The sequence below is a fragment of the Zhongshania guokunii genome (genome assembly GCF_040892635.1).
GTDB lineage: Bacteria > Pseudomonadota > Gammaproteobacteria > Pseudomonadales > Spongiibacteraceae > Spongiibacter > Spongiibacter guokunii.
The window spans coordinates 53,272-67,496 of sequence record NZ_JBFRYA010000011.1 but is presented as its reverse complement, the minus strand read 5'-3'; the positions used below and the strand labels follow the sequence as shown (position 1 = coordinate 67,496).

The 14,225-nt window shown below is 51.4% G+C and carries 13 protein-coding genes; 7 read left to right on the top strand and 6 right to left on the bottom strand.

Going from position 1 to position 14,225, the window contains the following annotated elements; genetic code table 11:
* The first annotated feature begins 1 nt into the window (after position 1).
* A complete protein-coding gene (locus AB4876_RS13015) occupies positions 2-1,147 on the top strand; it encodes a GNAT family N-acetyltransferase (protein WP_368382179.1) in 1,146 nt (381 codons plus the stop codon).
* Here AB4876_RS13015 and AB4876_RS13010 read toward each other — a convergent pair.
* The 4 genes from AB4876_RS13010 to AB4876_RS12995 form a co-directional block, all read right to left on the bottom strand.
* A complete protein-coding gene (locus tag AB4876_RS13010; RefSeq protein WP_368382178.1) occupies positions 1,144-1,512 on the bottom strand; it encodes a SpoIIAA family protein in 369 nt (122 codons plus the stop codon). The two genes, AB4876_RS13015 and AB4876_RS13010, sit on opposite strands and share 4 nt — an antisense overlap.
* Positions 1,513-1,570: 58 nt before the next feature.
* Positions 1,571-1,777, bottom strand: a complete 207-nt coding sequence (locus AB4876_RS13005; protein ID WP_368382177.1) for a hypothetical protein — start codon at positions 1,775-1,777, stop codon at positions 1,571-1,573.
* A gap of 39 nt (positions 1,778-1,816) precedes the next feature.
* Positions 1,817-2,251 carry a hypothetical protein gene (locus AB4876_RS13000; RefSeq protein WP_368382175.1) on the bottom strand — a complete coding sequence of 145 codons (435 nt, stop codon included), beginning with the start codon at positions 2,249-2,251 and terminating at the stop codon, positions 1,817-1,819.
* A 66-nt stretch (positions 2,252-2,317) separates the two neighbouring features.
* Positions 2,318-3,631, bottom strand: coding sequence for a sigma-54 interaction domain-containing protein (locus tag AB4876_RS12995; protein ID WP_368382174.1), 1,314 nt, complete (start codon positions 3,629-3,631; stop codon positions 2,318-2,320).
* Positions 3,632-3,885: 254 nt separating this feature from the next.
* Between AB4876_RS12995 and AB4876_RS12990 the strand changes: the two genes are divergently transcribed.
* The 5 genes from AB4876_RS12990 to AB4876_RS12970 are packed head-to-tail and all read left to right on the top strand — an operon-like array spanning position 3,886 to position 10,622.
* Positions 3,886-5,238 (top strand): cytochrome ubiquinol oxidase subunit I, encoded by a 1,353-nt coding sequence (locus AB4876_RS12990; RefSeq protein WP_368382172.1) that lies wholly within the window; start codon positions 3,886-3,888, stop codon positions 5,236-5,238.
* A 3-nt stretch (positions 5,239-5,241) separates the two neighbouring features.
* Complete coding sequence (locus AB4876_RS12985) at positions 5,242-6,234, top strand: cytochrome d ubiquinol oxidase subunit II (RefSeq protein ID WP_368382170.1); 993 nt, start codon at positions 5,242-5,244, stop codon at positions 6,232-6,234.
* Between the two features lie 22 nt (positions 6,235-6,256).
* Positions 6,257-7,150: an MBL fold metallo-hydrolase gene (locus AB4876_RS12980; protein WP_368382169.1), complete on the top strand. Its 894-nt coding sequence runs from the start codon at positions 6,257-6,259 to the stop codon at positions 7,148-7,150.
* Between the two features lie 35 nt (positions 7,151-7,185).
* Positions 7,186-8,850: a bifunctional protein tyrosine phosphatase family protein/NAD(P)/FAD-dependent oxidoreductase gene (locus AB4876_RS12975; protein WP_368382167.1), complete on the top strand. Its 1,665-nt coding sequence runs from the start codon at positions 7,186-7,188 to the stop codon at positions 8,848-8,850.
* 11 nt (positions 8,851-8,861) lie between these two features.
* Positions 8,862-10,622 (top strand): SulP family inorganic anion transporter, encoded by a 1,761-nt coding sequence (locus tag AB4876_RS12970; protein ID WP_368382165.1) that lies wholly within the window; start codon positions 8,862-8,864, stop codon positions 10,620-10,622.
* Positions 10,623-10,726: 104 nt separating this feature from the next.
* On the opposite strand, the gene AB4876_RS12965 is transcribed toward AB4876_RS12970, so the two are convergent.
* Complete coding sequence (locus AB4876_RS12965) at positions 10,727-11,122, bottom strand: MAPEG family protein (RefSeq protein ID WP_368382164.1); 396 nt, start codon at positions 11,120-11,122, stop codon at positions 10,727-10,729.
* 44 nt (positions 11,123-11,166) lie between these two features.
* Positions 11,167-12,615 carry an SLC13 family permease gene (locus tag AB4876_RS12960; RefSeq protein ID WP_368382162.1) on the bottom strand — a complete coding sequence of 483 codons (1,449 nt, stop codon included), beginning with the start codon at positions 12,613-12,615 and terminating at the stop codon, positions 11,167-11,169.
* A 676-nt stretch (positions 12,616-13,291) separates the two neighbouring features.
* On the opposite strand from AB4876_RS12960, the gene AB4876_RS12955 reads away from it, so the two are divergent.
* Complete coding sequence (locus AB4876_RS12955) at positions 13,292-13,774, top strand: RNA methyltransferase (protein WP_368382160.1); 483 nt, start codon at positions 13,292-13,294, stop codon at positions 13,772-13,774.
* The last annotated feature ends 451 nt before the right edge of the window (positions 13,775-14,225 follow it).

Below are 14,225 nucleotides of genomic sequence, written 5' to 3'. Positions count from 1 at the left end.
AATGGTGGAATTGGAGTTTATTAACGCCATCTCGGCAATTGATGCGGCAACATGGAACGCCATCGCCGGCCAGGATTACCCCTTCACCCGCCACGAATTTTTACAGGCATTAGAGTCTAGCGGCGCGGTTGCCGCCGACAAAGGCTGGCAGCCCCACCACCTTGTGGCGCGCCGCGACGAGCAAATTGTCGCGCTCATGCCCCTGTATATTAAAACCCATAGCTACGGCGAATACGTTTTCGACTGGTCTTGGGCCGATGCCTACCAGCGCCACGGCCGCTCTTACTACCCCAAATTACTCGCCGCCATTCCCTTTACCCCAGCAACGGGGCCAAGGCTATGCCTGGCCAACGACGCTGAGCGCGAGGACGTAATGCGGGCCATCGCCAGCGCCCTACCCGCGCATGCGCGGCAAATGGGCGCATCGTCGGTGCACATCTTATTCTCCAAGCCTGAGGTTTCCAGCGCGTGGCAGCCGCTGGGCTTTATGCAGCGCAGCGGCCCCCAATACCACTGGTTTGATCGCGATTACGGCGATTTCGACGGTTTTTTAGCCAGTTTTAGCTCGCGCAAACGCAAAACCCTGCGCAAAGAGCGCAAAGCGGTGGCCGAACAAGGTTTGGATTTACAGATATTATGTGGCAGCGAGATTAGCCCCGCCCAGTGGCGTTTTTTCTTTCACTGCTATCAGCTCACCTACGCCAAGCGCAGCGGTCACGGCGGCTATTTGCCCGAGGCCTTTTTTACGCAATTGGCCGCCACCATGCCCGAACATTTGGTGCTGGTGATTGCCAGCCATGGCGACGAGCCAGTCGCGGTGGCGCTTAATTTTCGTGATCAGCACACCTTATACGGACGCTACTGGGGTTGCGTGCGCGAGTACGAATTTCTGCACTTTGAAACCTGTTACTACCAAGGTATTGAATACTGCCTGCGCGAAGGTTTGCGCCATTTCGACCCCGGCGCTCAGGGCGAGCACAAAATTCAACGCGGCTTCACGCCCATCGCAACCTACTCCAATCACTGGCTGGCCGATGCCGATTTCTCAGCAGCCGTCGCGCAGTTTTTAGATGACGAAAAACTGCATATCGCTAAGTATCTGCGTGATGCCAGTGCCATGCTGCCCTTTAAACAAGAAGAGGCTTAAACCTCTTCCAACCACATTTCTGCCAGCTCGATATCATTAAAATAAAAGGCTTTTACTTCTAAATACGGAAACAGCTTTCCTTCAAGCTCGCTGGCTTTTTTTAGCCATTTCTTGTCGGTTAACACCGCAATACGCTTAAATTTTTTCATGAGTTTAAGCAACTGTCGCATTCGCGAAAACTCAACCGCCAGCGCTGCCAACGACGGCAACTTAAAATCGACGATGCGGTAAACCATCACCCCGTTTTCGATGTTTTCAGATTCGTCAATCAGGGTATCCAAGGCCAATGTCATATCTTGAGAACGCACCTTACCACTGATAAAAATATCAATGCGGTTGCCGGTATTATGAATAACTTCAATCATGTTTTTCCCAACCCTGCTTATTTATAATTATCGAAGCAGTCACGTAAACGCACGTCACTCACCAGTTAAAAAACCGCGGCACACAGACCAATACCAAGCCAACACCAATCACCGCCCATACACTGCTAAACAAATAAGGATAGAGCATTAAGGCCACGCCGCTATACAACACCACTTTACTGCCTTGCTTGCGACCATAAACAAAGTAACCCAAGCCAATAGAGTTGAATAACAAACTCCAAAGTAGCATTGCCTCACTGGTCATCCATACCGGCCTCTGCGTCGTTTAAAATATCATTACAGACTAGTGCAAAAAAGACGGCTTATCATAGTTATGCCACGTTAAAGTGGTATGCCGTATTTCCTTGCAAACATGCAATTCTACGCGGGTAAAATTAATTCCCGCATCCATACCCGTGGTGGCACTTAAGCGCAGTAGTTTCTTGCCGTCGCGCCACTGGCCTTCGGCATTATCTAAATACACCGACACCCCGAATTTAGAGTGTAGCATGGCGCTAACACAGGCATCGGGAAACGCCTTAAGAAACTCGGTAGTCGCGGCCTCTTCATTATCGGCGCTAATATATTCAGCTATATCAAGGGTCAGCGAGGCATTCTCAGTGATGGCACTAATAGGTTCAGTCAACTGAATAATGGTGGTGGTATCAACAAGGTCTATTGGCTTTGGAGTTAGTAAAACCGCACCGCCGAACAGCAATATTTTAAGCAAGGTCAACATGTAATGATCATCCCTGTGAATTACTCGCTAGCGAGTTCTGCCGTAAAGGCACTCACTATGAAACTACTATTGTTGAATTAGACCCAACTTCCGGTAGAACGAGCGCAAACTAATACCGGCGATTTTTGCCGCCTGCGCTTTGTCACCCTCACAATGGCTTAGCAAATCATTGAGATAGCGGGCTTCACGGGTTTTTAAATCTTCCCACACAAAGGTTTCAGGTATCTTCTTCCGAGGCGCCGCGTCTAATAAACAACGCTCGAGAATTTTAAAATCAATAATATTGGAATGCGCAAAAATGGTGGCGCGCTCCAATACATTGCGCAATTCTCGAACATTGCCGGCAAAGTGACAAGCACTGAGCATTTTAATCCCCGAATCGGTAAGACGATAATTCTCGTCGGGGCTGAGTTTGCGGAGAATAGACTTAGCAATCAAACCCACATCTTCGCGGCGCTCGCGCAGCGGTGGCAACACAATAGGGAAGGCATTAATCCGGTAATAGAGGTCTTCGCGAAACGCACCGCTGGCGACCTGCTCCATCAAGTTTTTATGGGTGGCACAAATCAAACGAAATTGCGCGCGTTTAAGCTGGGTGCTGCCCACCGCTCGATAACTACCGGTTTCTATCAAGCGCAGCAGCTTAACCTGCATGCCCAGCGGCACATCGCCAATCTCGTCCAGAAACAGGGTGCCACCCTCGGCATTTTCTAATAAACCCGGTTTATTACTCACCGCGCCGGTAAACGCGCCTTTAACATGACCGAATAACTCGCTCTCAAACAGAGTTTCAGTAAGCCCCGCACACTCCACCGTCACCATTGTGTGCTTGTGCCTAGGGCTGGCATCGTGAATGGCCTTGGCCGCCAACTCCTTGCCGGTGCCCGACTCTCCCATCAGCAGCACCGAGGTATCGCGGCTGGAAACAAGATTTATCATCTCAACCAAGCGGTTAAACGCTGGGCTGCGGCCTACCATTTGCTGAGTACTAAATTCTGCGCTGGCAATGGTGACCGGTTTTAAAATCTCAACAAAATACTTTAGCTCGCCATCCTCGCCGCGAATCGGCAGCATTTCGACATCCACATGCTCTTTGCCACGGGGCGTACTGTGAATATGCAGTACCCGCTCTTTGCTACCCGAACTTTTACAGGCCAGCAGCGGGCAGCTTTCACCCGCCTGATCACAGGGAACTCGATAGCCATGTGAGACCTCATAACACCGAGAGCCTCGGTCGCGGGGTATCTCACCAAAGGTCTCGGTATATAGCTCATTGGTTGCCAAAATTTCGTAATCCGCCGACACCAAGATGGCAGGGTAATCAAAGCCATCAAGCATGAGAGCAACATTGCGGTCTGAGTCTTTTGCGATTAGCTGCATAGCTTTGCCATTTTTGTCTAAGTATTTTGCCAATAATGGCAATTAACCGTATTCAATACTAGCGCAGACATTGGCGGCGCGCATCACCGAGGTATTTAATGCAACAGAAACAAAAGCTTAGTAATTAAAATTACACCTAACGCGGATCTGGCACCGGCCTTGCTCTCTATTGTGTAATTGTCAGCATTTGGGCTGCGCTCAGCCATACCAAACAAGCATCGCCCCCGGCGGCCAACCAATTTAGGAGGATGAATATGGATTTCGACCCCTTTGTGCTGGCGCGCATTCAGTTTGCTACCAATATCAGCTTTCATATTTTATTCCCGGCCATCTCCATAGGCCTGGGCTGGATTCTGCTGTTCTTTCGGCTGCGCTTCACCCAAACCGGCGACCAAGCTTGGGAGTACGCCTATCTCTTTTGGGTAAAAATTTTTGCACTTACCTTTGCTATGGGGGTGGTGTCGGGTATTACCATGAGCTTTCAATTTGGCACCAACTGGCCGGGCTTTATGGAAAAAGCCGGCAATGTGGCTGGGCCGCTGCTGGGCTACGAAGTACTCAGCGCATTTTTCTTAGAAGCATCGTTCCTCGGCATTATGTTGTTCGGCAAAGACCGCGTGTCTAACCGCATGCATTTAATCAGCTCCTTCCTGGTGGCCTTTGGCACCACCCTGTCGGCGTTCTGGATTCTGAGCCTCAACTCATGGATGCAAACCCCCACCGGCTACTATCTTGAAAATGGCGTGGTGATGGTCGACAGCTGGATGGAGGTAATCTTTAACCCCTCCTTCCCCTACCGCTTTTTCCATATGCTCATCGCCTGCATGTTGACCTCGGCCTTTGTGGTTGCCGGTGTTAGCGCCTGGCGGGCACTGCGCAATGTCGACGGCCCCGCTACCTGGAAGGTGATGAAAACCGGCGTGGTCATCGCCGCCGTACTCGCCCCCATTCAAATACTGGTTGGCGACTTTCACGGTTTGAACACTCTAGAACATCAGCCCGCCAAAATAGCGGCCATGGAAGCCGTGTGGGAAACCAAAAAAGGCGCGCCCTTTACGCTATTTGCGCTACCCGACGAAACCACTCAAACCAACCGTTATGCGATTGAAGTGCCCTATGCGGCGAGTTTTATTCTTACCCACGACCCAATGGGTGAAGTAAAAGGCCTCAACGAATTTAAAGGTGAGCATCCACCCGTCGCCATGGTGTTCTGGTCATTTCGCGTAATGTTAGCGATGGGCGGCCTAATGCTGCTGGTGTCGTGGTGGGCAGCGTGGCAGTTACGCGGCAAAAGCACCCCCACCAAAGCCCTGCTCTACGCGCTCTCGGCCATGACCTTCTCGGGCTGGATCGCCGTTTTAGCGGGTTGGTATGTTACCGAAATTGGCCGCCAGCCGTGGATCGTCACCGGCGTGCTCAAAGTGCAAGACGTAGTTGCCGATCATAGCAGCGCCACGGTGGGCGGCACCTTGATCGGTTATGTATTGCTCTACGGCTTTTTGCTCGCCTCGTATATTGGCGCCCTACTCAACTTGTCGCGCAAACCCGCAGCGTCACTAAGCCTAACGGCGATCAGCGCCCCCCAAACCGCTAACAAGGAGGCCTGAGCAATGGAATATTGGCTGCCAATAATTTACATGGGCATCATGGGCTTAGCACTGCTGATCTACGTGATTCTCGACGGCTACGACCTTGGTGTTGGCATGTTAGTGCCGCTGGCTGGCGAGGCCGAAAAAGACATGATGATCGCCTCCATAGGCCCCTTCTGGGATGCCAATGAAACGTGGATCGTACTGGGGGTTGGCGTGCTGCTTATCGCCTTTCCCGTTGCCCACGGCATTATTCTCACCAGCCTGTATTTACCCGTCACCATTATGTTGATGGGTTTAATACTGCGCGGCGTAGCCTTTGATTTGCGCGTAAAAGCCGGCGACCACCGCCGCGGCCTGTGGAATAAGGCCTTCTTTGCTGGCTCGTTAATCGCCTCCGTAGCACAGGGCTGGATGCTCGGCGCCTACATCACCGGCTTGCAGCACAGCGCCACCAGCTTATTGTTCTCTGCGCTTATTGCCATGACTCTGCCCGCCCTCTACCTGATTTTAGGCTGCGGCTGGCTGCTCATGAAAACCGACGGCGAGTTGCGCAACAAGGCTATCGGCTGGGCGCGCATGGCCATCTGGCCCATGGGCTTGGGCCTGTTTATGGTGTCTATCGCCACCCCATTGGTAAGCAATACTATTGCCGAAAAATGGTTCACCCTACCCAACGCCCTGTATTTAATGCCGATCCCCATAATTTGCCTATTTTGCTACGGCCTTATTGTGGTGGTATTAAACAAACCCAAGATGCTCAGCACCGGCTATAGTTGGCTTATCTATGCCTGCACCGTTGCGATCTGCTTTATGGCGAGCCTCGGCTTGGCCTACAGTATTTTCCCCGACATTATTATTGGCGGCCTCACCATTTGGGAATCGGCCGCGTCGGTGAAGTCACTGCAATTTACCTTAGTGGGCGTGGTCATAACCTTGCCCGTTATATTGTTTTACACGTTTTTTGTTTACCGAATATTTCATGGCAAAGCCACCGCGCTGTCTTATGAATAAGTTTAAAGAGGAGATTAACACTATGACAACAATACCCTTTAAAACCGATCTGGCCGTCACCCCTACGGTGCTTGCGTTTTTTGACGAGCCCACCAACACGTTTACCTATGTGGTAAAAGATCCGGCCTCCAATGCCTGTGCGGTAGTCGATTCCGTTATGGAAATCGACTACGCCGCAGGTCGGCTCGGCCTTAACGGCGCCGATAAAGTGATTGACTATATCCGCAGTCAAAATTTAGAACTGCAATGGATTATTGAAACCCACGTACACGCCGACCACCTCTCGGCCGCGCCCTATATCCAAGAAAAACTAGGCGGCAAAATTGGCATTGGCGCCGAGATCACCACAGTGCAAAAAACCTTTGGCACAATCTTTAACGAAGGCACCGATTTCTGTCGCGACGGCACCCAGTTTGATCACCTCTTTAAAGACGGCGACGAATATATGGTTGGCGAAATGCACTGCTACGCGATGCATACCCCCGGCCACACCCCTGCCTGCATGACCCACGTAATGGGCGACGCCGGTTTTGTTGGCGACACCCTGTTTATGCCCGACGGCGGCAGCGCGCGAGCCGACTTTCCCGGTGGCGACGCCAAAATTTTATATCAGTCCATTCAACGCATTTTGAGCTTGCCCGACGAACTGCGGCTATTCATGTGCCACGACTACATGCCCAACGGCCGCGACGTTGAATACCAAACCACCGTAAAGCAACAGCGCGACAACAATATTCACGTTCACCAAGGCGTTAGCGAAAGCGACTTTGTCGCCATGCGCGAAAAACGTGACGCCACGCTAGGTATGCCCAGATTGATCCTCCCCTCGCTGCAGATAAATATGCGCGCCGGTCATTTGCCTAAGGCCGACACCAACGAGGTGGTTTACCTAAAAGTGCCGCTAAACCTGCTCTAAACCACCAATGCAATTTGTTGAATTAGGGAATGACGATGAACATTAAAGAATTGAATGCCAATTTAAGTGTCTCTGAACAATTACTGCCTAGCAATATTAGCGAGCTAGCCAAGCGCGGTGTGCGCGTCCTAATTTGCAACCGCCCCGACGGTGAGGGTTCAGACCAGCCGCTATTTTCTGAAATAGAAAAAGCCGCCGTCGAACACGGCATACAATGCCATTACCTGCCGGTAATCACCGGTAAAGTTGGCGACGAGGAAGCCGCCGCCTTTGGCGAATTGCTCAAGCACGACGGCCCCATTCACGCCTACTGCCGCAGTGGCATGCGCTCCACCACGCTGTGGGCGCTGAGCCAAGCCAAGCACCTACCGCTAGCAGACATTGTGGCCACCGCGAAGGCGGCGGGCTACGACATGAGCGGCGTGGCCGCCCGCATTGCGGGCAAGACCGGCGAAATAAACGCGCTGCAAACTTACGACGTGGTTATCGTCGGCGGCGGCGCCGCGGGCATTGCGACAGCCGCCAGCCTGCTGGCCAGAAACAGCGCGCTGTCTATTGCGATTATTGATCCCGCCGACAAACACTATTACCAGCCGGGCTGGACCTTGGTTGGCGCGGGCATTTTTACGCCAGAGCAAACCATGCGCGAAATGGCCTCACTCATTCCCAAAGGCGCCGACTGGATCAAGGCTGCGGTTGCCACCTTCGACCCCGACAGCAACACCGTCACCCTCGAAGGCTGTCGACTTATTAAATACGCTCGCTTGGTAGTTGCCGCCGGTATAAAGCTCAACTGGGACGGCATTGAAGGCCTGAGCGAAACCATTGGCCGCAATGGCGTAACCTCTAACTACCGCTACGATCTGGCGCCCTACACCTGGGAATTAGTTCGCAATTTAAAGGGTGGGCGCGCGCTGTTTACCCAACCACCCATGCCCATTAAATGCGCTGGCGCGCCGCAAAAAGCCATGTATTTGTCTGGCGACCACTGGTATAAAAATCAGGGCATAAACAATATTAATATTGAGTTTTACAATGCTGGCGCGGTGCTGTTTGGCGTGGCCGACTACGTGCCCGCCTTAATGGAATACGTTAAAAAATACCAAGCAGACTTAAAGTTTAACCACAAACTGGTGCGCATCGATGGCGACAACAAAACCGCCTACTTTGAAACCGCCACTGCCGACGGCAGCACCGAAATTGTGAGCCGTGAATTCGATATGATTCACGTTTGCCCACCGCAAACCGCGCCCGACTTTATTCGCAGTAGCCCGCTGGTAGATGCCGCTGGCTGGGTAGATGTAGATCAATACACGCTCCGCCATAAGCGCTACAACAATATCTGGGCGCTAGGCGATGTATGCAATGCGCCCAATGCCAAAACCGCCGCCGCTGCGCGAGTGCAAGCGCCTATTGTCGCTGCCAATATCATTGCCGACACCAAGGGCAGCCACAAAATTGCCCACTACAATGGCTACGGCTCCTGCCCCTTAACAGTAGAGCGCGGCAAAATAGTATTGGCCGAGTTTGGTTACGGCGGCATGCTGCTGCCGAGTTTTCCAAAATGGTTTATCGACGGCACCAAACCCACTCGTGCGGCGTGGTTCTTAAAAGAGAAATTACTGCCGCCCATCTACTGGCGCGCTATGCTCAAGGGCAAAGAGTGGCTGGTAAACCCCGTGATGAGCGATGAAGCCTAGGAAATAAGACTTTGAAAATAACAGCGATAAAAAATTACTTTCCCATTATCACATGGGCTGGCGAATATAATCGCGAGGTGCTGCTCAGTGATTTACTGGCGGCGCTTATCGTCACCATAATGCTAATTCCCCAGTCTCTCGCCTACGCCCTGCTCGCTGGGCTACCGCCACAAATGGGCTTGTACGCCAGCATGTTGCCGCTGGTCGCCTACGGCATTTTTGGCACCAGCCGCACCCTGTCGGTGGGACCGGTGGCGGTGGTGTCGTTAATGACCGCCTCGGCCATTGGCCATATTGCCAGCGCTGGTAGTGTGAGCTATATCGAAGCGGCCTTACTGCTGGCATTTTTATCCGGTGTATTCCTGCTCGGCATGGGCTTGCTGCGCATGGGCTTTTTAGCCAATTTTTTATCCCATCCCGTAATAGCCGGATTCATCACCGCCTCGGGCATCATTATTGCCTGTAGCCAGCTCAAATATATTTTGGGCATCAAGGCCAACGGCGAAAACCTGTTTGCTCTGCTGCACTCGCTCTACGCCTCGGTGGCCAGCACCAACTTCTATACCGTAGCGGTGGGTGTACCCACGCTGATCTTTTTATTCTGGGTGCGCAGCGGCCTTAAACCACTGCTGGTGCGCGCAGGCCTTGGCGACAAAGCCGCTGGCATGCTGGCCAAAACCGGCCCCGTACTGGGCATTATCGCCACCAGCTACGCTGCTTTCTATTTCGACCTCGGCAGCAAAGGCGTAATTTTAGTTGGCGAAGTGCCCACCGGCCTACCCAGTTTTCAAATGCCCAAACTCGGCCACGACGCGTGGCGCGAGCTAATGCTGTCGGCGGTGTTTATTTCAATCATTGGTTTTGTCGAATCGGTATCGGTTGGTCACACTTTGGCAGCAAAACGCCGCCAGCGCATAGTGCCAAACCAAGAACTAATCGGCCTTGGCGCCGCCAATATTGCCGCGTCATTTTCTGGCGGCTATCCTGTCACTGGCGGCTTTGCACGCTCGGTGGTTAACTTTGACGCCGGCGCAGTTACCCCCGCTGCGGGTATGTTTACCGCCGTGGGCATTGCCGCTGCCGCCATGTATTTCACGCCTTATTTGGCTTACTTACCCAAGGCCACCTTAGCGGCCACCATTATCGTCGCGGTCTTATCGCTGGTGGATTTCTCCATCATTAAAAAGTCGTGGGGTTATGCGCGCAGCGATTTTATAGCGGTGGTCACCACCCTAGTTGTAACTCTGATCATGGGCGTAGAAACCGGCGTAGCCTGCGGTGTGTTTGCCTCCCTCGGCCTGCACTTATACAAAACATCGGTGCCACATATGGCGGTGGTTGGCGAAGTGCCCGGCACCGAGCACTACCGCAATATCAACCGCCACAAAGTCATCACCCACAGCAATATTCTGTCGCTGCGCATTGACGAAAGCCTGTACTTTGCCAATGCCGGATTTATCGAAGACAAGGTCTACGAACTCGTCGACGGCAATCCCGATATTCAGCACGTTATTTTGATGTGTACCGCAGTGAATGAAATCGACCTCAGCGCATTAGAAGTACTTGAGTCAATCAACCTGCGCTTGAAAGACAGCAGCATCAAACTGCATTTATCGGAAGTAAAAGGCCCAGTGATGGACGTATTAGCCCACACCGAGTTTATGAAGCACCTTAGCGGGCAGGTGTTTTTGTCTCACCACCTTGGGGTGCAGAATATTGTCGCGGCGAGTGCTGAGCAAAAGCCAAGTACTACGCCAAGTTGGGATATCTGAAATATCGCTATATGCTTAATGGGAGACGTAAGACGCAAAGGCCTTGAGCGCTAAAGATTAAGGGAGTGCTTTTGCGTTTCCCGTCTCCCATCAAGTGTTAAGCTTTACCCCGCGGCCAACTGCAAAACCGCCACACACAGCGCCAAGCCAAAAACATACGTGCCACCCGCGCCAATCTGCCGAAGCGGGTTTGGCCGCGCCATAGTTCTTGGAAAAATTAAACCCGCCACTAATATTATGCGACACACCGTTACCAGTATGACCGACCACAGCACCCAAGCCGCCATTTGTGACTGACTTAAGATGTAGATCAACACCATCAACGCCGGTGCAAATTCCACGGTATTGGCGTGGGCGCGAATCACTTTATGCAATTGGCTTTTAGGGTCGTCTGGGCAGCCCGTGCCCTTTTTCTCTTTTATCCGCTGCAGGCTCACCATTATTCCTAAGCCAATACTTAAGGCGCCAAGTATGGCGATACACATAAGTGCGATATTCATCGTAACGTCTCCAAATATAAATTTACCATCAACGCTAAGCCGGCTTAATGAGTTACAAACACCGCAAGCACTATGTAATAACCCAACACGCTCACCAAGCCTATGCCGAACAGATTCAACAACAAACCGGCATGCATCATATCTTTAATACGTAACTCGCCGCTGCCAAATACCACCGCATTAGGCGGTGTTGCCACCGGCATCATAAACGCGCAAGACGCGGCAATCGCGGCGGGAATTACAAACAGCATTGGCGATACCGACTTCGCCACCGCCAGCGCGCCAAGTAAAGGTAAGAAAGTCGCCGTGGTCGCGGTGTTACTGGTGATCTCGGTTAGGAAAATAATCACCGCCACAATTACCAGCACCACCGCAAATAGTGGCCACGCATTTAACAATGCAAAGTTTTGCGCCAGCCACTCCGCTAAGCCAGAGTCTTTAATCATCACTGCCAAAGCCAAGCCGCCACCGAATAATAGCAACACGCCCCAGGGCAATTTTTCGGCGCTCTCCCAGTCGAGCAAGGCTTGGGAATCTGGACCGCCGGAGCGCACCGTAAACAACAGCACCCCCGCGGCCATCGCAATCACCGTATCGCTAACACCCGGCACATAATCGTTTAATAGAGGCCGAAAAATCCACGCCGCTGCCGTGCCCACAAAAATCAGCAATACCCGCGCCTCGGCGCCACTGAGTGGCCCCAATTTGTGCAACTCTGCACGCAGCAAATCGCGACTGCCCGCCGTTTCTAAACCCGCGAAACCCTCGCGACACAGCCACCACCAAGTAAACACCAACATGCCCACCGCCACCGGCAGGCCAATCAACATCCACTGGGCAAAGCCGATGCTAATCTCGTGGGTCTCTTTTAAATACGCCGCCAACATCGCATTGGGCGGCGTGCCGATTAGCGTCGCAATACCACCAATGCTCGCGCTGTAAGCAATTGCCAGCAACAAAGCCACCGCAAAGCGGCGGCGCTCCGCCTCGTTGCCCGCAGGTAAAAAACTAATCACCGACAAACCAATTGGCAGCATCATAATACTGGTCGCGGTATTGCTCACCCACATACTCAAAAATGCGGTGGCAATCATAAAGCCCGCAATTTGCCGATTAGCCTGCTGCCCCACTGCCAACAAAATATTCAAAGCAATACGGCGGTGCAGATTCCAGCGCTGCATCGCCAAACCTAAGAGAAAACCGCCTAAAAACAAAAAGATAATGCCGTTGGCATAGGCATCCGCCAAATCCCCCACCTTGGCAACACCCAACACCGGCACCAAAATTAAAGGTAGCAACGCCGTCGCCGGAATCGGCACCGCCTCTGTTGCCCACCATGTCGCCATCCACAATGCTGCACCTAGAGCCAACCATGCTTCGGTGCTCATACCAGCTGGGGCAGGGATTAACAGGGTTATTACCAACATGGCTGGGCCGATGATTAAGGCTAGCAAAGAGGGCTTGGTGGTTTGGTGGGATTGATTAGTCGTCATTGAGGTTTTTGGTCTTTAGATTAATCGCGAAGATAGGCTTGCAGTATAGACCAGATGCCAGAGGACAAAATAAAACCATCAGGAAAATAAAGTTTCTAAAATAGCCCTCCACAACCTGATTGCTGCCGCCCCAGCTTACTATGGCATATTACTGCCAGCTTCGGTTTCGTCCTCTTGGACGACTCACTTTTTTGCTTGCCCAAAAAGAAAGTGAGTAAAGAAAAGCGGCACCCTGCATCACAGTCGAGGTTAAATGCAATTATTGGTCTAATGTCCGAACGTGGCACTGCAGTTGGTCCCGCTTTTGAACTCACCGAGCATCGCAGAAATTCAATGGGATGCTTTTAGCGAGGACTGTCTGAGCCAAAGGCGAGTTCCGCAGCGATCCCATTGGATTTATGCGAGCGCAGGGTACCCGAAGGGTGAGTGATAGCGGGCGAATTTCTTGCTTACTTCTTTTTTCGTTAAAAGAAGTAAGTCGCCCAGCTGGGCGAAATAAAGCTAGCAGAAACATAGAGATTCTAAAATCGGCCACCATCACCGAACATCATCACCTTTTCCCCAAAACCACCCCAAAAAGTGCCATCATTACGCCTGTCGCTAAGACACCCCCATAAACAAGGCACTACACTGCCTTATATTTGCTACATTATTTTAGTATGACTGTGTAAACCCTATGAAAAACAACTACGCCTGCATTGGCTTATTCAATCCAAAATCTGTTGAGAATGTTGGCTCAGTGATGCGCGCCGCGGGCTGCTACGGGGTTAATTCGGTGTTTTATACCGGCGTGCGTTACGACCGCGCCAAGCCCTTTTACACCGACACCAAAAAAGTATATGAAAAAATCCCGCTGATTAATGTTAAAGACCTAATGGACACTATTCCCCTAGGTTGTGTGCCAGTGGCGGTGGAGCTGGTCAAAGACGCTAAACCGCTAACCACCTACAAACACCCCGCCCAAGCGTTTTACATATTTGGCCCAGAAGACGGCACTTTAAAGAAAGAGATCACCGATTTATGCCAAGACGTTGTTTACATTCCCACTGAAGGCTGCATGAATTTAGCCGCCACGGTGAATGTGGTGCTTTACGACCGCCTCGCCAAGGGCGATGATTTCTCTCATCATCAAGTTGCTCTGCGCAAGAAACCCAAGTGATAAACTCACCCCGAATAACAGAGATGGCAACCTTAGCTTAAATTACGAAATATGTTTTCAGCGAAACCATATTTCCAAAATTATTTTTATACTTTCTAGCCCAAAACAGCCTTTCGCCACGCTCATAATTTAAGCGCATTCAACCCCATATTTATATTCAAAGCGCAGATTCCATAAACTTTCAAACCAATTAATAATTCTAACCAACAAGCTATGCTGTTAACATCGTCACAGTTTTAGCAAACAAACTAAAACAAATCGAAGCTAATACTCAATATTTTGTTTTTATCACAATTTGTGAAGTAGCTAATCGGCCGAATGCCTAAGTGTATATACGTATACCTAGTGCACATCCTTCGTTTTTCGGTACATTGTGATTTGCAGGCCGTGAAATTTAGTAATTATTCTAAAAGTTAATAAACGCCTCCTCCTATAACTAACTTATTGATTA